This is a genomic window from Enterobacter cloacae complex sp. IR5422, from assembly GCF_049238165.1.
GTDB classification, from domain to species: domain Bacteria; phylum Pseudomonadota; class Gammaproteobacteria; order Enterobacterales; family Enterobacteriaceae; genus Enterobacter; species Enterobacter roggenkampii.
The window spans coordinates 63,822-81,647 of sequence record NZ_JBMKHT010000020.1 but is presented as its reverse complement, the minus strand read 5'-3'; the positions used below and the strand labels follow the sequence as shown (position 1 = coordinate 81,647).

Sequence of the window (17,826 nt, the reverse complement as noted above, 5' to 3'; positions counted from 1 at the left end):
CGGGGTGTGCATATTACGCTTTCCCGCTTCAGAGTCAAGCGTTTATTTTCGCTATTCTCTGCTGACCCGGCGGCGTGTGTGCCGTTGTTCCGTGTCAGTGGAGGCGCATTATAGGGAGTTATTCTGAAGTGACAAGCACAAAATACAAAAAACTTTTCGTTCGCTCACTTTTCAAACTTAACGCTTATTTAAGTCGCGAATCGCCCGTTAAATGTGCGATTTCCCGCGCAAAACTGGCTACCTGCGACCAGTCGGTATAAACCACTTCTTTACGCGTATCGGTTTCTCCCCCCGTCATCTTCATAATTAGACGGATCATAAAGCGGTCATACCAGCGGTAGCGAGGGTAGCGCAGCGCGCCGGCAAAAACGGCGCACAGGTCTGGCTGCCACGGCGAGCTGAGTAAAAACTTGCGCGTGTAGCTGTTGGTCTGTGGCGTGCGCTTCTCCGCTTTACGCGCAACCAGATTGACCGAGTAAAACGCGCCGGGCAATTTATTGAGCACAGCCGCGTGCTTTTTCACAAAGCGATCCAGCGCCGGATGGAAATGCCCGTAACGAATAGATGCACCAATCACCACGCGGTCGTAATCCTGCCAGGCAATCTGTTCCGCACGGTTCAGGTTCACCACATCCGAGTAAATACCCAACTCTTTTAATTCCGATGCAAGGTATGCGGCAATCTCACGCGTTTGTCCGTCTCGCGTAGAGAAAAGAATCAATGTTTTCATCAACGGCTCCTTACTCGCGCCAGAATGTAGGGGTGAACAGCACCAGCAGCGTAAAGACCTCAAGACGACCAAACAGCATATTGGCGATGAGGATCCATTTCGCGACCGGGTTCATACTGGCAAAGTTATCCGCCACCACGCCCAGGCCAGGCCCGAGGTTATTCAATGTTGCGACGACGGACGCAAAGGCGGAGAAATCATCCACACCCGTCGCGATAATCGCCAGCATACTGACGATAAAGACCAGTGCATACGCCGAGAAGAATCCCCACACCGCTTCGAGGATACGTTCCGGCAGCGCGCGGTTCCCCAGCTTAATGCTGTAGACCGCATTGGGGTGGACCAGACGCTTCAGCTCACGGTTGCCCTGCTTGAACAGCAGCAGAATACGGATCACCTTCAGACCACCGCCCGTCGACCCCGCACAGCCGCCGATAAACGCGGAACAGAGCAGAAGCACCGGCAGGAACAGCGGCCAACGGGCGATGCTGTCCGTGGTAAACCCGGCGGTCGTCGCCATCGACACCACCTGGAAGAAGGCCTGGTTTAGCGTGGTCAACGCGGAGTTATAGACATCATGGAACCACAGCACCAGCGTACAGATGATCACCAGCGTCAGCTGGACCCCAATGAACATGCGGAACTCAGGGTCACGCCAGTACACCTTCAGGCTGCGCCCGCTCAGTAAAGAGAAGTGCAGGCCGTAGTTACAGCCGGAGATCAGCAGGAAAATGGCAATGATAGTGTTAATCGTTGGGCTGTCGAAATAGCCCACGCTGGCATCGTGGGTGGAGAACCCGCCGATGGCAATCGTCGCAAAACTGTGTCCGATAGCATCAAACGCAGGCATCCCGGCAAACCATAGCGCCAGCGCACAGGCTACCGTCAGCAAGACATAAATCAGCCACAGGGTTTTCGCCGTCTCGGCAATACGCGGCCGCATCTTGTTATCTTTCAGCGGTCCTGGCATTTCGGCGCGATAGAGCTGCATCCCCCCGACGCCCAGAATCGGCAGGATGGCCACCGCCAGGACGATGATCCCCATACCGCCGAACCACTGCAGCATCTGGCGATAAAAGAGAATCGCGTGCGGCAGCGAATCCAGCCCCACCAGCGTCGTGGCCCCGGTCGTCGTTAAGCCGGAGAAGGATTCAAAGAAGGCATCCGTGATGCTCAGGTTAGGCTGTTCAGAGAAGATAAAGGGCAGCGAACCGACGCTCCCCAACACCGTCCAGAACAGGACCACAATCAGAAAGCCTTCGCGAGATTTCAGCTCACCTTTCTGACGACGGTTCGGCCACCACAGCAGGGAGCCGATCGCCAGCGCGACAAAGAAGGTCTGGGTAAATGCCCGCCCCGCCCCGTCCCGGTAGATAAGCGCCACCAGTCCAGGGATAATCATCGTCCCGGAAAAGAGTATGACCAGCAGTCCAACGATTCGGGTTATGGCACGAAAATGCATCTCTGCCGCTTCCTTTGGTATTCAAAAGTGAGGTGGGGATTATTCTTCAATCGGCAGCAATTGCAATGAACCACGACTAAAATCAGCCAGTTTTGCTGAAAAAGCAGCCAGTTCCGCCTGAGGAAGCGCCACGCGTAATTGCACCATCGCCTGATATTCACTGTGTGCGATGACACCGTTAAACTGCCTCAGCAGCGCTTCAATACCCGAGAGCTGGGCGTAATCGCATAACAAAGTATATTCGGTGAGAGGCGTTTTGCGGGTGGTCTTCAGGATATTCAGTGCCTGCTGAACGCCGCCGCCATACGCTTTTACCAGCCCACCCGTACCTAACAGGATGCCGCCGTAGTAGCGCACCACCACGGCGGTAATTTCACCCACGCCGCTACCCATCAGCTGCGAGAGCATGGGTTTACCGGCCGTGCCCGCCGGTTCACCGTCATCGGAAAACCCCAGCTGCTGCGAATCGTCCGGCGGCCCTGCTACCCACGCCACGCAGTGGTGACGGGCGTCAGGATGCTCAGCCCGGACGGACTCGACAAACGCTTTTGCCGCCTCTACGCCGTCGGTATGCGCCAGCAGCGTAATAAAGCGGCTTTTCTTGATTTCCTCAACAAAGGTGACCGGTTCAGCCGGTATCAGCCAGCTTTCCATCAGGCCAGCTTCAGGTCTCGCGTCATATTCTCGATACCGTTTTCGTGAATCACCACGTTATCTTCGATACGAATGCCGCCAAACGGCTTCAGCGCGTCAATTTTTGCCCAGTTGAAGTGCTTGCTGAACTGGCCTTCACGCCACGGCGCCAGCAGGGATTCGATAAAGTAGATCCCCGGTTCAATCGTCAACACCATGCGCGGCTCCAGAATACGGGTGCAGCGCAGGTAAGGATATTTAGACGGTGCCGCCAGGTGCGTACCGGTATCATCCTGCATAAAGCCCGCAACGTCGTGCACCTGCAGGCCCAGCGGGTGGCCGATACCGTGCGGCATAAATGGCCCGGTCAGATCGTTCTCGACCATCGCCTCTTCGCTCATGTCTTTCACAATCTGATGCTTACGCAGCAGTTTAGCAATGCGCTGATGGAACTGGATGTGGTAGTCCACGTAGCTGGTTCCCGCCTTCATAGTGCCAATCAGCGCCAGCTGTTCATCGTTCACGTCTTTGATCAGCTGTGCAAAATCGGTATCCGCATTTGCCGCCCAGGTACGGGTCAGATCGGCCGCGTAGCCGTTGTACTCGGCCCCTGCGTCCAGCAGGAAGCTGCGCATTTCTGAAGGAACCTGGTGATCCAGTTTGGTGTAGTGCAGGACGGACGCGTGCTCGTTGAGCGCGACAATGTTGCTGTACGGCACGTCGGTATCGCGATGACCGGTGGCGGTCAGGTACGCCTGGTTGATATCGAACTCGCTCATGCCGGACTGGAAGGCTTCATGCGCCGCACGGTGACCGTTTACCGCGGTCTTTTGCGCTTCACGCATGCAGTAAAGTTCGTAGTCGGTTTTATACGCGCGGTAATAGTGGAGGTAATCCAGCACCCCTTTCGGGTTGAGCTTGTCTGCCGCAATATCCAGGCTTAATGCACGCTCCGGAACAGGACCAATATAAGCGATGTTGCCACGCGCGGCAGGCAGCTGGCCGCCAATGCCGTCCGCTTTTGGCAGCGCAATGACCTCAATTTCCTCCGTCCAGAAAGAGGTCGGCAGCGGCTCAACGTTGTGCCAGTAATCGACCGGCAGGTAGAACCACAGTTTCGGCTTGTTCACACCATCCACCAGCAGCCAGCAGTTGGGAACCTGCGTCACTGGTACCCAGGCCTTAAACTGTGGGTTCACCTTGAACGGATAAGCGTGGTCATCCAGAAAGGTATTCATCAGCTCGCCGGAGTGGATCAGCAGCGCATCCAGCTTAAAGCGGGCCAGTACATCGCGGGTACGTTCCTGTAGGGTAACGATATGATTTTTATAAAGCGAAGCCAGTGAGTCCATCATTATTCCTTTCGTTTTTTGACCTCAAGTCATCGCATCTTAGCACACCTCACTCCGCCTGCGTGATTTCCACCGACCGTGATCAATGCAGCAATTTCTTAATGAGTAATTTGCATTTTATTAACATAAATCCCACACTCCGACTCATCTGGTATGACCAGATCCACTTGCTGGATTCAGGAGACTGACATGCTCTACAAAGGCGACACCCTGTACCTCAACTGGCTGGAAGATGGCATTGCCGAACTCGTGTTCGATGCCCCCGGCTCAGTCAATAAGCTTGATACCGCGACGGTGGCCAGTCTTGGCCAGGCGCTGGATGTTCTGGAAAAACAAACTGAATTAAAAGGGCTGCTGCTGCGCTCGAACAAAGCGGCCTTTATCGTCGGTGCCGATATCACCGAATTCCTTTCGCTCTTCCTGGTGCCGGAAGAACAGCTGAGCCAGTGGCTGCACTTTGCCAATAGCGTCTTTAATCGTCTGGAAGATCTGCCTGTCCCGACCATTTCCGCCGTTAACGGCTACGCGCTGGGCGGCGGCTGTGAGTGCGTGCTGGCGACCGACTACCGCCTGGCGACGCCGGATCTGCGCATCGGCCTGCCGGAAACCAAGCTGGGCATTATGCCGGGCTTTGGCGGCTCCGTCCGTATGCCGCGCATGCTGGGCGCCGACAGCGCGCTGGAGATCATTGCCGCGGGTAAAGACGTCGGCGCCGAACAGGCGCAGAAAATTGGCCTGGTCGACGGCGTGGTGAAACCTGAGAAGCTTGTTGAAGGCGCACTCGCCATTCTGCGTCAGGCCATTAACGGCGAGCTCGACTGGAAGGCCAAACGCCAGCCGAAGCTGGAACCGTTAAAACTCAGCAAGATTGAAGCCACCATGAGCTTCACCATCGCCAAAGGCATGGTGATGCAGACGGCGGGTAAACACTACCCGGCGCCGATCGCGGCGGTGAAAACCATTGAAGCGGCTGCCCGTTTCGGGCGCGATGAAGCGCTAAAGCTCGAAAATCAGAGCTTTGTCCCGCTGGCGCACACCAATGAGGCTCGCGCGCTGGTCGGTATCTTCCTGAACGATCAGTTCGTGAAAGGCAAAGCCAAACAGCTGACCAAAAACGTTGAGACGCCAAAACATGCGGCGGTACTCGGCGCGGGCATTATGGGTGGCGGCATCGCCTACCAGTCTGCCTGGAAAGGCGTGCCGGTAGTGATGAAAGACATCAACGAGAAATCCCTGACGCTGGGCATGACCGAAGCGGCCAAGCTGCTGAATAAACAGCTTGAGCGCGGCAAAATTGACGGACTGAAGCTCGCAGGCGTGATCTCCACCATTCAGCCCGTGCTGGAATACAGCGGTTTCGATCGTGTCGACGTGGTGGTCGAAGCCGTCGTCGAGAACCCGAAAGTGAAAAAAGCGGTGCTGGCGGAAACGGAAGACAAGGTTCGCCCGGGTACCGTTCTGGCCTCTAACACCTCCACCATTCCAATCAGCGAACTGGCGAGCGTGCTGAAGCGTCCGGAAAACTTCTGCGGTATGCACTTCTTCAACCCGGTACACCGTATGCCGCTGGTCGAAGTGATCCGCGGGGAAAAAACCTCTGACGACACCATCGCTAAAGTGGTGGCATGGGCCAGCAAGATGGGCAAAACGCCGATCGTCGTTAACGACTGCCCGGGCTTCTTCGTCAACCGCGTGCTGTTCCCTTACTTCGCCGGTTTTAGCCAGCTGCTGCGCGACGGCGCGGACTTCCGCAAAATCGACAAAGTGATGGAAAAACAGTTCGGCTGGCCGATGGGCCCGGCGTATCTGCTGGACGTTGTGGGCATTGATACCGCCCACCACGCCCAGGCGGTGATGGCGGCAGGTTTCCCGCAGCGCATGCAGAAAGACTATCGCGACGCGATTGACGCGCTGTTCGACGCTAACCGCTTCGGTCAGAAAAACGGCCTGGGCTTCTGGCGCTATAAAGAAGACAGCAAAGGCAAACCGAAGAAAGAAGAAGATCCGGCGGTGGATGGCCTGCTGGCCGACGTCAGTCAGCCAAAACGCGACTTCACCGACGATGAAATCATCGCCCGGATGATGATCCCGATGATTAACGAAGTGGTGCGTTGCCTCGAAGAAGGCATTATCGCCAGCCCGGCAGAAGCCGACATGGCGCTGGTGTATGGCCTCGGCTTCCCTCCGTTCCACGGCGGCGCGTTCCGCTGGCTGGACACGCTCGGCAGCGCCCGCTATCTCGATATGGCCCAGCAGTATCAGCACCTCGGCCCGCTGTATGAAGTGCCGGAAGGGCTGCGTAACAAAGCGCGCCATAACGAACCCTACTATCCCGCAGTTGAGCCAGCCCGTCCGGTTGGCGAGCTGAAAACGGCTTAAGGAGTCACAATGGAAAAGGTTGTCATTGTTGATGCGATTCGCACCCCGATGGGCCGTTCAAAAGGCGGCGCGTTCCGTAACGTGCGTGCGGAAGACCTCTCCGCGCACCTGATGCGTAGCCTGCTGGCGCGTAACCCGGCGCTGGATCCGGCTGCGCTGGACGATATCTACTGGGGCTGCGTGCAGCAGACCCTGGAGCAGGGCTTCAACATCGCCCGCAACGCGTCGCTGCTGGCGGAGATCCCGCATTCGGTTCCGGCCGTCACCGTCAACCGCCTGTGCGGTTCGTCAATGCAGGCGCTGCACGACGCGGCCCGCATGATCATGACCGGCGATGCGCAGGCTTGCCTGGTGGGCGGCGTCGAGCACATGGGTCACGTCCCGATGAGTCACGGGGTCGACTTCCATCCCGGCATGAGCCGCAACGTGGCGAAAGCTGCGGGGATGATGGGTCTGACCGCCGAGATGCTCTCCCGCCTGCACGGCATCAGCCGCGAAATGCAGGATGCCTTTGCCGCGCGCTCTCACGCTCGCGCCTGGGCAGCCACGCAGTCCGGTGCCTTTAAGAACGAGATCATCCCGACCGGCGGCCACGATGCAGACGGCGTTCTGAAGCAGTTCAGCTACGATGAAGTCATTCGCCCGGAAACCACCGTCGAAGCGCTTTCCACCCTGCGTCCGGCGTTTGACCCCGTCACCGGTACGGTCACGGCAGGTACTTCGTCGGCGCTGTCCGACGGCGCCGCCGCGATGCTGGTGATGAGCGAAAGTCGCGCCCGCGAGCTGGGGTTAACGCCTCGTGCTCGGGTACGTTCGATGGCGGTCGTGGGCTGCGATCCGTCGATCATGGGCTACGGCCCGGTTCCGGCTTCAAAGCTGGCGCTGAAAAAAGCGGGCTTAACCGCCAGCGACATCGATCTGTTTGAGATGAACGAAGCGTTCGCCGCGCAGATCCTGCCGTGCATTAAAGATCTGGGGCTGATGGAGCAGATCGACGAGAAGATTAACCTCAACGGCGGCGCGATCGCCCTCGGACACCCGCTGGGCTGTTCCGGGGCGCGTATCAGCACGACGCTGATCAACCTGATGGAACGCAAAGATGCCCAGTTTGGTCTGGCAACGATGTGTATCGGTCTGGGTCAGGGTATCGCGACGGTGTTTGAGAGAGTGTAAGGCTATAACGTAGGCCCGATAAGCATCGCGCCATCGGGCTTTTGCCGGGAGGCGCTGCGCTTTCCCGGCCTACGAGAGGTACCTCGCCGCCAGTCGTGTCACTGGCGAAGAGAAACAGTTTAGTTGCCGTTCTTCCCGCCTGTCAGGGGCGGGTTTTTTATTTAAATGAAGGCAAACGCATCGCCAAAGAGGCGGTCTTCACGCGCATCACGTTCGTTACAGAACAGATCGCGGGCGATTTTCGCCATCTCGAAACGCCCTGCAATATAGATGTCATGTCCTGCCAGCGTACCGTGATCCTGCAGCACTGCCGTCAGTACCGTACCGCTACGCCCGCGCCAGCCCTCTTCCGGCTGCTCAACCACCGGCTCAATGCGCAGGTTAGGATGGGTGACGCTCAGCGCTTCGAGTTCGGACAGGTCATACAGGTGCTTCTCTTCGCGGCCGCCCCAGTAGATGGTGATATCACGTTCCGGGTTACGCGCCAGGGCAGTCAGCAGAATGGAGCGCACGTAGGAGAAACCTGTACCACCGGCGATCAGGATCAGTGGACGGTCTTCGTCATCGCGCAGCCATGCCTCGCCGTGCGGAATATCCACCACGATCTCGCGCTCTTTCAGAATGCGGTCCATGACGGCCATCGCATACAGGTTAAGCTCTGACGCACCAATATGAAGCTCAATAAATTCCTGCTCCGCTGGCGTTGAGGCCATAGAGAAAGGACGCTTATCACGCTCATCCATCACGACCATCAGATACTGACCCGCGCGGAAAGAGAATGGCGCTTCTGGCACTAAACGGACGCGATATACGGTGTCGGTGATGGCATCTACCGAGGTCACTTTACAGCTTAAGGTTGTCATTCGCTCTCTCTGTCGGGAAGTCTATAGGGCTTAACGGTCAGCTCAGGGTTTACCGTTATTCATTATGGCCAGTTCGTCCCAGATCGCATCAATGCGCGCGGTCACAGCAGGATCTTTTTTGATCGGGCGACCCCATTCACGATCGGTTTCGCCAGGCCATTTATTTGTGGCATCCAGTCCCATTTTTGAGCCAAGGCCGGAAACCGGCGAGGCAAAATCCAGGTAATCTATCGGCGTGTTTTCGACTAACACCGTATCGCGCGCCGGGTCCATTCGCGTGGTAATGGCCCAGATTACGTCATTCCAGTCGCGGGCGTTAACGTCATCATCGCAGACAATAACAAATTTGGTATACATAAACTGGCGCAGGAAAGACCACACGCCCATCATCACGCGTTTCGCGTGACCAGGATACTGCTTCTTCATCGTGACCACTGCCAGGCGATACGAGCATCCTTCAGGCGGCAGATAAAAATCAACAATTTCCGGGAACTGCTTTTGCAGGATCGGCACAAACACTTCATTCAGCGCCACGCCCAGTACTGCCGGTTCATCCGGTGGACGCCCGGTATACGTGGAGTGATAAATCGCATCTTCACGCTGCGTAATGTGCGTCACGGTAAACACCGGGAAGTTATCCACTTCGTTGTAATAGCCGGTGTGGTCGCCGTAAGGGCCTTCTGGCGCCAGTTCACCCTGCTCAATGTAACCTTCCAGCACAATTTCTGCACTGGCCGGGACTTCAAGATCGTTAGAGATACACTTCACGACTTCCGTTTTCGTTCCGCGCAGCAGGCCTGCAAAGGCATATTCCGAGAGCGTATCCGGTACGGGCGTGACGGCTCCCAGAATGGTGGCCGGATCGGCGCCGAGCGCGACAGACACCGGGAAACGTTCACCCGGACGCGCAGCACACCACTCCTGGAAATCGAGCGCGCCGCCGCGATGCGACAGCCAGCGCATGATGAGCTTATTCTTGCCAATCAACTGCTGGCGGTAAATACCAAGATTCTGGCGCTCTTTGTGCGGACCGCGCGTGACGGTCAGTCCCCAGGTGATCAGCGGCGCGGCATCTTCCGGCCAGCACTGCATGATAGGGATTTTAGTCAAATCAACCGCATCGCCTTCCAGCACCTTCTGCTGGCACGGCGCGCCGCGCAGGCGTTTGGTGGGCATGTTTAGCACCTGCTTAAACTGCGGCAGCTTGTCGAACAGATCGCGGAAGCCTTTCGGCGGCTCCGGCTCTTTAAGAAACGCCAGCAGCTTACCGACTTCGCGCAGGGCCGTGACGTCTTCCTGCCCCATCCCCAGTGCGACGCGACGCGGTGTACCAAACAGGTTGCACAGCACTGGCATGGCGTACCCTTTCGGATTTTCAAACAGTAATGCGGGGCCACCGGCACGCAGGGTGCGGTCAGCAATTTCTGTCATCTCCAGATAAGGATCGACAGGAAGGGTAATACGTTTGAGTTCACCCTGCTTTTCCAGCAGCGTCAGGAAGTCGCGGAGATCGTGGTATTTCATGCAGTTAATCATGGCCTCTCTGTAAGCGCTTCATTATACGGCGTAAGCCTGCTTGATGCTGTAATTTTGTTAAATTAGCGTGAAGTTATGCGTTCTGTCCCATTTTCGCCCATTATAATCAACTTAGCGATCCCGCCAGGGTTTTGATATGCTTGCGCCCCGAACTAAGGGAAAGAGTGATTATGCAGGCCTGGTATTTACTGTATTGCAAACGCGGGCAACTTCAGCGCGCGCAGGAACATCTTGAACGTCAGTCTGTCAATTGCCTGACGCCCGTGATCACGCTTGAAAAGATGCAGCGCGGGAAGCGCACAACCGTGAGCGAGCCGTTGTTCCCGAACTACCTGTTCGTGGAGTTCGACCCTGAGGTGATCCACACCACCACCATCAGCGCCACGCGCGGCGTGAGCCATTTTGTTCGCTTTGGCGCTCACCCTGCGACGGTTCCCTCATCGGTCATCCACCAGCTGTCGATTTATCAGCAGCCCGAAGACCTTACCGACCCGGAAACGCCCTACACGGGCGATAGCGTCGTGATTACCGAAGGGGCTTTCGAAGGCCTGCAGGCGATTTTTGCCGAGCCGGACGGGGAAGCGCGCTCTATGCTGTTGCTTAATCTGCTGAACAAGCAGGTACTGCAGAGCGTTAAAAACACCGACTTCCGCAAACTTTAAACGTTTATCCCAAACAGATTACGCACGTTGTCATCCGTCTGTGCGGAAAGCCAGTGCGGATCCTCTCCGCGCCACGTCGCGACGCGCTCAACTATGTGCCCCAGATAAGCGGGCTCATTACGTCGCGATGCCGGTTTGGGTTGCATATCGCGCGGGAGCAGATAGGGCGCATCCGTTTCAAGGAGCAACCGGTCAGCCGGGATCGCGGGTAGCAGCTCCCGAAGCTCAAGCCCGCGGCGCTCATCGCAAACCCAGCCGGTAATCCCCAGATAAAGCCCGCGCTCCAGGCACTCCAGCGCCTCCTGCCGTGAGCCGGTAAAACAGTGCAGCACCGCGCCGGGCAGTTTCTCGAGCCACGGATCCAGCAGAGTCAGGAAACGCTCATGCGCGTCGCGGCAGTGCATAAATACGGGCATTTCAAGCTCTGCCGCCAGCGCAAGCTGGGCAGTGAACGCCTTTTCCTGCTCTTCAGGCGTGGAAAAGTTACGGTTGAAATCGAGGCCGCATTCGCCAATCGCCACCACTTCTGGTGTCTTCGCCAGCCTGCGCAGGGTTTCCCCGCTTTCCGGGGTCCACTGGCTGCTGTCGTGAGGATGCACGCCAGCGGTAGACCAACAGCGTTCGTAGCGTTGCGCCAGCTGCTGTGCCTGCTCGCTCTCATGCAGGTTGGTGCCCGTCAGCAGCAGTCCTTTCACCCCGGCGGCAAACGCGCGCGCAACCACTTCATCGCGATCTTTCGCAAACTGCGAGCTGGTCAGGTTGAGTCCGATATCAAACATGCGAATCCCCATATAACAACCGCCCTGACGGGCGGCTGGTTTTACTCTTCAGTGGTCTTGTCGGACGTATCGTCTTCGTCATCCGACCGACGCCCTTTACCCACGTAGAACCGTGAGAAGAAGACGCCGACCTCAAACAGGCAGTACATCGGTATGGCCAGCAGCGTCTGGGAGAATACATCCGGCGGGGTCAACAGCATGCCGACAACGAAGGCGCCGACCAGGATATACGGACGCTTCTTACGCAGGTCATCCGGCGTGGTGACCCCTACCCAGCAGAGCAGCACAATGGCCACCGGCACTTCGAATGCCACGCCAAACGCCATAAACAGCGCCATCACAAAGCTAAGATAGCTGGCGATATCCGTCGACACCTGGACGCCTTCCGGCGCGGTATGCGTCAGGAAGCCGAAGGCCAGCGGGAAGACAACGAAATAGGCAAACGCCATGCCGATATAGAACAGCAGCGAACTGGATACCAGCAGCGGAATGACCAGCTTGCGTTCGTGCTTATACAGTGCCGGCGCCACAAAGGCCCACACCTGGTACAGAATGACGGGCGCAGAGGCAATCAACGACACCCAGAAGGTCAGCTTGATGGGGGTAAAGAACGGAGAAGCAACGTCTGTTGCAATCATCGTTGCGCCCAGCGGCATCTGCTTGATCAGCGGCGCAGAAACCACCTGGTAGATATCGTTGGCGAAATAGACCAGGCATAGAAAAATAACGAGAACCGCAATAATGCAGTTTAACAGACGCTTACGCAGCTCTATGAGGTGCGTAATCAGCGGTTGAGTATCATCTACAGCCATGTTTACGCTTTATCACTCGACGAGGGGGATGATTCGGAAACGGGCGCGGCGGGTTTTGCCTCGGCAGCGTTAACCACGGGCTTTTCCGGCTGCACCTGTTTTTTCACTTCGGTTTCCTGCGGCGTCTGTTCAGGCGCAGCAGCCTGATGTTCAGCGCTGGCAGGCGTGACGCCCTCACGCTGTTCTTCGCTGCCCTTCACCACCGGGTTATGGATGGTGTTCGCTTCGTCGCTCGCTTTTTCAGGATCGTTGATGCTATAGGAGCGCTTCATGGATTCCGCCGCTTCGCGCAACTCATCCATTGACGCTTTCAGTTCCGGCGTCAGGTTATCCATGCTCGCCTTCTCAACCTTTTTCAGGCTTTCCTGAAATTCCTGCAGCTTAAGCTCCTGGGCCAGTTCATTCTGAACGGTCGATGCCAGCGATCTCAGCGCACGAACCCAGCCCGCAACGGTTTTCACTGCCACCGGCAGACGCTGAGGCCCCAGCACGATCAGGCCAATCACAAAGACCAGCAGGAGCTCACTAAAACCAATGTCGAACACGACTTACACCTGCTCTTTATCGTGGCGTTTAGCGTCTTCCTTTTTGGCTTCTTCTTGCTTGTCGGTGATGGATTTAGCAGTAAAGTCAGCGTCCTGGCTGGTTTTATCCTGCTTGCTCTCATCATCGCTCATCGCTTTTTTGAAGCCTTTGATAGACGCGCCCAGATCGGAACCAATAGAACCGAGCTTTTTGGTGCCAAACAGCAGCACGACGATGACGGCAATGATCAACAATTGCCAGATACTGATACCACCCATACATGTTCCTCAGGGATAGATGATTAATAAGTCAGGTCGCATTATACGTATGCGACCTGTCGATAGCGACGCAAACTCAGCGCGTTTTTCGCCATCCGGCAAGCCAGACAACCACCCCGGCGGCCATCAGCCAGGCGGGCATCATCTGCCACTCCGGGCGGTTGATCAGCAGCAGCGTGCCGCTCAGCAGCAGCGTTGCGCCAATCCCAAAGAGATAGCGTGACTGGCCCTGGCGAACACGGCTGGACTGAAGTTCGCGAGCGATTTTATCCATGCTGTGCTGAAGGTTCTTGCTCTGACGCAAACTGTCATAAACCAGTTCAGGAATTTCAGGCATTTTTTCTATCCAGAACGGGCCTTTCTCTTTCAGCGAGCGCACCAGCGCCGGAATGCCAACCTGATCCTTAATCCAGGATTCCAGGAAGGGTTTCGCGGTCTTCCACAAGTCTAACTGAGGATAGAGCTGTCGGCCTACACCCTCAACGTAAAGTAGTGTTTTCTGAAGTAAAACTAGCTGTGGCTGAACTTCCATATTAAAGCGGCGAGCCGTGTTGAACAGGTTCAACAGCACATGCCCAAAGGAGATTTCCGCCAGCGGTTTTTCAAAAATCGGTTCGCAAACGGTCCGGATCGCAAACTCGAACTCTTCGACGTTGGTGTCCGGCGGCACCCAGCCGGAATCGACGTGCAGCTCGGCCACCTTACGGTAGTCGCGGTTGAAGAACGCGATGAAGTTCTCGGCCAGATACCGTTTATCTTCTTTATTCAGCGACCCCACAATCCCGCAGTCGATACCGATATACTTCGGATCCTCAGGGTGCTCGTAGCTCACGAAGATATTGCCCGGGTGCATGTCCGCATGGAAAAAGCTGTCGCGGAACACCTGGGTGAAGAAGACCTGCACGCCACGCTCGGCCAACAGCTTCATGTTCGTTCCCTGCTTCTCCAGGGCCACCACATCCGAAACCGGAATACCGTAGATACGCTCCATCACCATCATGTTCTGGCTGCAGTAGTCAGAATAGACTTCAGGGACATAAAGCATCGGGCTGTTTTCAAAGTTGCGACGCAGCTGAATAGCGTTTGCCGATTCGCGCAGCAGGTTTAGCTCATCAATCAGCGTTTTTTCATATTCCCGCACCACTTCCATCGGGCGCAGTCGGCGGCCATCAGGTAATAAACGCGGAACCCAACGGGCCAGACGGTAAATCAGCTTCATGTCGGCTTTGATGATCGGCAGAATATCCGGGCGGATCACCTTAATCACCACCTCTTTGCCGTTTTCTTTCAGACGCGCAGTGTGCACCTGAGCAATAGAAGCCGACGCCAGCGGTTCTATTTCGAAATCGTCAAACCAGGTTTCAACGGGAAGATTACCCATCGCCTCTTCGATCTGTTTCTTCGCCCTCACCCCGTCAAACGGGGCAACACGGTCCTGCAGCATCGCCAGTTCATCGGCAATGTGCGGCGGAAAGAGATCGCGGCGGGTCGACAGCATCTGCCCGAACTTAATCCATACCGGGCCAAGCTCCTGCAGCGCCAGGCGCAGGCGTTCGCCAAGCGGCTGACCTTTATGGCGGTTAGGCATCCAGAACAGCATCCGCCGCCAGATACGAAGCGGCAGCGTGATACGCATTTTAGGGATAAGCTCGTCGAGCCCGTAGCTCAAAAAGGTACGAATAATGAAGTAGAGGCGCCGAATTTCACCAGGCGTCATTTGCCCTCCAGTTTTTCCAGCCGTTTGGTTAACGCATCAACCGCACGTTCAACAGCCGCGGTTTCTTCCGCAAACCATGCCACTTCCAGCGGTCCGGGGGCCATTCGCCACTCTTCAGTCAGTACTTCCGCCGCATAGCGTTGCTGACGTAGCAGGCTTTTACGCGCAAAGGACGCGCCACCATGAAGAACCTTCCCGATGCCTTCCGCGGCAATGTCACCGATAAACGGCGCGAGCAGCTCTGCCGGATCAAACTCCGCCAGATCGGTAAGCGCAACGAAGTTCTGCACGACCTGAATGTCGCCTTCCACTTCCAGCTCACCGCTGCGGATAAGTGCCGTTAATTGCTGGCGATCGCGCAGTTTTGGCAGCACGCTCATGTGCGTGATGACCGAGCAGTCGGCGTCACCTTCCCACGCCCCCAGAACGTCAAGCTGGCGTTCGCTGAAGACCAGCACCAGCTGCGTCGAGAACTCTTTTAAAACAATGCGTAATACCTTCCCGTTTAGCCGCTGACGCGCAGCTTTCAACGCTGGTGCGCGATAGAGAAAGGCATTCAGTACGTTTTCGATACCTGCGGAGACTAAGGGTTTAAAGGGCACGGGACACCTCCACTCAGAACTTGTAACCGCGATGCAGCGCGACGACACCCGCCGTCAGGTTGAAATATTCAACGTTCTCGAATTCAGCATCCTGCATCATGGCTTTTAAGGTGTCTTGGTCCGGGTGCATACGGATAGATTCCGCCAGATAGCGATAGCTTTCCGCGTCGTTAGCCACCAGCTCACCGATGCGCGGCAGCACGTGGAAGGAATAGGCGTCGTAAGCTTTGCTCAGCGGCTCGATAATCGGTTTGGAGAATTCGAGCACCAGCAGGCGTCCACCCGGCTTCAGCACGCGATACATGGAGCGCAGCGCTTTTTCTTTATCGGTCACGTTACGCAGACCGAAGGAGATCGTGATGCAGTCAAAGGTATTATCCGGGAACGGCAGTGCTTCGGCATTTGCCTGCACATATTCCACATTCCCCACCACGCCGATGTTACGCAGCTTTTCGCGTCCCATTTTGAGCATGGAGTCATTAATGTCTGCCAGAACAACGCGACCGGTTTCGCCCACAAGACGTGAGAACTTTGCAGTTAAATCGCCCGTACCACCGGCTAAATCCAGCACCGTTTGTCCACGACGCACGCCGCTACAGTCGATAGTGAAGCGCTTCCACAAGCGATGAATGCCGAACGACATCAGATCATTCATCACATCGTACTTCGCCGCCACGGAATGAAATACGTGGGCCACCATGTCAGCTTTCTGCGCTTTGGCGACAGTCTGAAAGCCAAAGTGCGTTGTGTCTTGTGAATCGTCAACCATCTCAGAGCCTGCTAATCAGTAAAATGTTCGTGAAGTGTAACAGATTGGGCGCAATTGCCCTACGTTTCAACCACCGCGAAAGAAACGCGCCGGGGAGTCGTTCGGTGATAAATCGGCCGCTAACGTGTTGTCTTCACTGTTTGTCTTTTGTTCGTCCGCCCCTTCACGCAGGCGAAACTCGTCGTCCTGGGCGGTAGCCTGTTCAACCAATTCCGGATTAATCTCGCGTTTCACCTCAACCCCCAGGCTGCGGAATGATTCGGCCTGCGCCAGAAGATTGCCACGTCCGGAGGCGAGTTTTTTCATGGCCTGACGGTAGTTATCCTGCGCGCGGTCCAGGCTCTGCCCGACTGAGGACATGTCGTCCACGAAGAGGCGCATTTTGTCGTACAGCTTGCTGGCGCGGTCGGCAATCTGCTGCGCGTTGCGGCTCTGGTGCTCGTAGCGCCACAGGTTCGCAATCGTGCGTAAGGCCACCAGCAGCGTGGTGGGGCTGACCAGCATAATATTATTTTTAAGCGCTTCGGTGATGAGTTCAGGCTGCCTGTCGAGTGCCAGCAGAAACGCGGGCTCGACCGGAATAAACATCAGGACATAGTCCAGCGAGCGCAGCCCCGGTAGCTGCTGATAGTCTTTCCTGCCGAGCAGGCGAATATGATTACGCACCGAGGCAATGTGCTCCTGCAGCGCCGATTCTCGGGTGTAGTCATCCTCCGCATTGAAGTAACGCTCATACGCCACCAGCGTCATTTTGGCGTCAATCACCACATCTTTGCCCTGCGGCAGCCGCACAATCACATCCGGCTGCATTCGCGAGCGGGCATCGTTTTCGATACTCACCTGGGTTTCGTATTCATACCCTTCCCGCAGGCCAGAGGCTTCCAGGACGCGGGTCAGCACCACTTCTCCCCAGTTGCCCTGGGTTTTGTTATCCCCTTTAAGCGCGCGGGTGAGGTTGACCGCCTCCTGCGCCATCTGGGCATTCAGCTGCTGGAGATTGCGGATTTCATGCGCCAGGGTGTGCCGCTCTCGGGCTTCCTGACCAAAGCTGTCCTGTACCTGGCGGCGGAAGCCGTCCAGCTGTTCACGCAGGGGCGTCAGCAGGCTGTTCAGGCTCTGGCGGTTCTGCTCGTCAACGCGGCGGTTGCTGTGCTCAAAAATACGGTTCGCGAGGTTTTCAAACTGTTCGCTGAGGCGCTGCTCGCTGTTGATCATCTGGCGGATTTTATCTTCCGCATGCAGTTGAGTGGATTCCAGCCGGGTGGTCACTTCGCGGAGATCGGCCTCCAGCGAGGTGTTGATATCTCTCAGGTTGCGCAGCTCGTTGTTGAGTAACTCGCACTCCTCTCGCCAGTGATCACTCAGCGCAAGCTGCTGCTTTGCCGCGCTTAATTCGGCGACGATCTCTTCGCGTTCAGCCAGCTGATCGGCCTTCTGCTGTGCATGCTGATAGCTGGAAATGAGCCAGCCTATCGCCACGCCCGCCAGCGCAATCACCGCATAAATCAGGACTGAGATATCCACAATGCCCCCTGCATCAACGTATTACCCGCA

Annotated in this window: 17 protein-coding genes; 3 read left to right on the top strand and 14 right to left on the bottom strand. The window is 56.5% G+C overall.

Features of this window, described 5'->3' with window-relative positions:
* Positions 1-184 precede the first annotated feature (184 nt).
* The 4 genes from hemG to pepQ are packed head-to-tail and all read right to left on the bottom strand — an operon-like array spanning position 185 to position 4,177.
* Positions 185-730 (bottom strand): menaquinone-dependent protoporphyrinogen IX dehydrogenase, encoded by a 546-nt coding sequence (gene hemG / locus ACOTXT_RS12100; RefSeq protein ID WP_055321518.1) that lies wholly within the window; start codon positions 728-730, stop codon positions 185-187.
* A gap of 10 nt (positions 731-740) precedes the next feature.
* Positions 741-2,192 (bottom strand): Trk system potassium transporter TrkH, encoded by a 1,452-nt coding sequence (trkH, locus tag ACOTXT_RS12095; RefSeq protein WP_008501511.1) that lies wholly within the window; start codon positions 2,190-2,192, stop codon positions 741-743.
* A gap of 39 nt (positions 2,193-2,231) precedes the next feature.
* Positions 2,232-2,846 carry an IMPACT family protein gene (locus ACOTXT_RS12090; protein WP_008501512.1) on the bottom strand — a complete coding sequence of 205 codons (615 nt, stop codon included), beginning with the start codon at positions 2,844-2,846 and terminating at the stop codon, positions 2,232-2,234.
* Entirely contained in the window at positions 2,846-4,177 is a 1,332-nt protein-coding gene (pepQ, locus tag ACOTXT_RS12085; protein WP_008501513.1) for a Xaa-Pro dipeptidase, read from the bottom strand. The genes ACOTXT_RS12090 and pepQ overlap by 1 nt, the downstream gene beginning before the upstream one ends.
* Positions 4,178-4,366: 189 nt before the next feature.
* On the opposite strand from pepQ, the gene fadB reads away from it, so the two are divergent.
* Together fadB and fadA are read left to right on the top strand one after the other, a co-directional pair.
* Positions 4,367-6,556, top strand: coding sequence for a fatty acid oxidation complex subunit alpha FadB (gene fadB, locus ACOTXT_RS12080; protein ID WP_039025145.1), 2,190 nt, complete (start codon positions 4,367-4,369; stop codon positions 6,554-6,556).
* Between the two features lie 9 nt (positions 6,557-6,565).
* On the top strand, positions 6,566-7,729 hold the full coding sequence (gene fadA / locus ACOTXT_RS12075; protein ID WP_008501515.1) for an acetyl-CoA C-acyltransferase FadA: 1,164 nt from the start codon (positions 6,566-6,568) through the stop codon (positions 7,727-7,729).
* A gap of 161 nt (positions 7,730-7,890) precedes the next feature.
* Here the strand turns inward: fadA and fre are convergent, their stop codons facing one another.
* Both fre and ubiD read right to left on the bottom strand, forming a co-directional pair.
* Positions 7,891-8,592 (bottom strand): NAD(P)H-flavin reductase, encoded by a 702-nt coding sequence (gene fre, locus ACOTXT_RS12070; RefSeq protein ID WP_021242862.1) that lies wholly within the window; start codon positions 8,590-8,592, stop codon positions 7,891-7,893.
* Between the two features lie 42 nt (positions 8,593-8,634).
* Positions 8,635-10,128, bottom strand: a complete 1,494-nt coding sequence (gene ubiD, locus ACOTXT_RS12065; RefSeq protein ID WP_008501517.1) for a 4-hydroxy-3-polyprenylbenzoate decarboxylase — start codon at positions 10,126-10,128, stop codon at positions 8,635-8,637.
* A 170-nt stretch (positions 10,129-10,298) separates the two neighbouring features.
* Between ubiD and rfaH the strand changes: the two genes are divergently transcribed.
* Complete coding sequence (gene rfaH / locus ACOTXT_RS12060; RefSeq protein WP_008501518.1) at positions 10,299-10,790, top strand: transcription/translation regulatory transformer protein RfaH; 492 nt, start codon at positions 10,299-10,301, stop codon at positions 10,788-10,790.
* On the opposite strand, the gene tatD is transcribed toward rfaH, so the two are convergent.
* The 8 genes from tatD to rmuC form a co-directional block, all read right to left on the bottom strand.
* Complete coding sequence (gene tatD, locus ACOTXT_RS12055) at positions 10,787-11,569, bottom strand: 3'-5' ssDNA/RNA exonuclease TatD (RefSeq protein ID WP_059359206.1); 783 nt, start codon at positions 11,567-11,569, stop codon at positions 10,787-10,789. The genes rfaH and tatD overlap by 4 nt on opposite strands.
* A 41-nt stretch (positions 11,570-11,610) precedes the next feature.
* Positions 11,611-12,381, bottom strand: coding sequence for a Sec-independent protein translocase subunit TatC (gene tatC / locus ACOTXT_RS12050; RefSeq protein ID WP_008501520.1), 771 nt, complete (start codon positions 12,379-12,381; stop codon positions 11,611-11,613).
* A gap of 2 nt (positions 12,382-12,383) precedes the next feature.
* Positions 12,384-12,926, bottom strand: a complete 543-nt coding sequence (tatB, locus tag ACOTXT_RS12045) for a Sec-independent protein translocase protein TatB (protein WP_008501521.1) — start codon at positions 12,924-12,926, stop codon at positions 12,384-12,386.
* A gap of 3 nt (positions 12,927-12,929) precedes the next feature.
* On the bottom strand, positions 12,930-13,184 hold the full coding sequence (gene tatA / locus ACOTXT_RS12040) for a Sec-independent protein translocase subunit TatA (protein ID WP_008501522.1): 255 nt from the start codon (positions 13,182-13,184) through the stop codon (positions 12,930-12,932).
* A gap of 76 nt (positions 13,185-13,260) precedes the next feature.
* A complete protein-coding gene (gene ubiB, locus ACOTXT_RS12035) occupies positions 13,261-14,901 on the bottom strand; it encodes a ubiquinone biosynthesis regulatory protein kinase UbiB (RefSeq protein WP_008501523.1) in 1,641 nt (546 codons plus the stop codon).
* On the bottom strand, positions 14,898-15,503 hold the full coding sequence (ubiJ, locus tag ACOTXT_RS12030) for a ubiquinone biosynthesis protein UbiJ (RefSeq protein WP_055321515.1): 606 nt from the start codon (positions 15,501-15,503) through the stop codon (positions 14,898-14,900). Before ubiJ ends, ubiB begins: the two co-directional genes overlap by 4 nt.
* Before the next feature lie 13 nt (positions 15,504-15,516).
* Complete coding sequence (ubiE, locus tag ACOTXT_RS12025; protein WP_008501525.1) at positions 15,517-16,272, bottom strand: bifunctional demethylmenaquinone methyltransferase/2-methoxy-6-polyprenyl-1,4-benzoquinol methylase UbiE; 756 nt, start codon at positions 16,270-16,272, stop codon at positions 15,517-15,519.
* Positions 16,273-16,338: 66 nt separating this feature from the next.
* Positions 16,339-17,796, bottom strand: coding sequence for a DNA recombination protein RmuC (gene rmuC / locus ACOTXT_RS12020; protein WP_023326278.1), 1,458 nt, complete (start codon positions 17,794-17,796; stop codon positions 16,339-16,341).
* Positions 17,797-17,826: the final 30 nt, after the last annotated feature.

What these genes read in the sequence shown, in the direction of transcription:
- fadA (WP_008501515.1), top strand. Translation starts at nt 6,566, where the DNA reads ATGGAAAAGGTTGTCATTGTTGATGCGATTCGCACCCCGATGGGCCGT.
- pepQ (WP_008501513.1), bottom strand. Translation starts at nt 4,177, where the DNA reads ATGGACTCACTGGCTTCGCTTTATAAAAATCATATCGTTACCCTACAG.
- trkH (WP_008501511.1), bottom strand. Translation starts at nt 2,192, where the DNA reads ATGCATTTTCGTGCCATAACCCGAATCGTTGGACTGCTGGTCATACTC.
- ubiE (WP_008501525.1), bottom strand. Translation starts at nt 16,272, where the DNA reads ATGGTTGACGATTCACAAGACACAACGCACTTTGGCTTTCAGACTGTC.
- rfaH (WP_008501518.1), top strand. Translation starts at nt 10,299, where the DNA reads ATGCAGGCCTGGTATTTACTGTATTGCAAACGCGGGCAACTTCAGCGC.
- ACOTXT_RS12090 (WP_008501512.1), bottom strand. Translation starts at nt 2,846, where the DNA reads ATGGAAAGCTGGCTGATACCGGCTGAACCGGTCACCTTTGTTGAGGAA.
- fre (WP_021242862.1), bottom strand. Translation starts at nt 8,592, where the DNA reads ATGACAACCTTAAGCTGTAAAGTGACCTCGGTAGATGCCATCACCGAC.
- tatA (WP_008501522.1), bottom strand. Translation starts at nt 13,184, where the DNA reads ATGGGTGGTATCAGTATCTGGCAATTGTTGATCATTGCCGTCATCGTC.
- ubiB (WP_008501523.1), bottom strand. Translation starts at nt 14,901, where the DNA reads ATGACGCCTGGTGAAATTCGGCGCCTCTACTTCATTATTCGTACCTTT.
- ubiD (WP_008501517.1), bottom strand. Translation starts at nt 10,128, where the DNA reads ATGATTAACTGCATGAAATACCACGATCTCCGCGACTTCCTGACGCTG.
- hemG (WP_055321518.1), bottom strand. Translation starts at nt 730, where the DNA reads ATGAAAACATTGATTCTTTTCTCTACGCGAGACGGACAAACGCGTGAG.
- tatC (WP_008501520.1), bottom strand. Translation starts at nt 12,381, where the DNA reads ATGGCTGTAGATGATACTCAACCGCTGATTACGCACCTCATAGAGCTG.
- tatD (WP_059359206.1), bottom strand. Translation starts at nt 11,569, where the DNA reads ATGTTTGATATCGGACTCAACCTGACCAGCTCGCAGTTTGCGAAAGAT.
- fadB (WP_039025145.1), top strand. Translation starts at nt 4,367, where the DNA reads ATGCTCTACAAAGGCGACACCCTGTACCTCAACTGGCTGGAAGATGGC.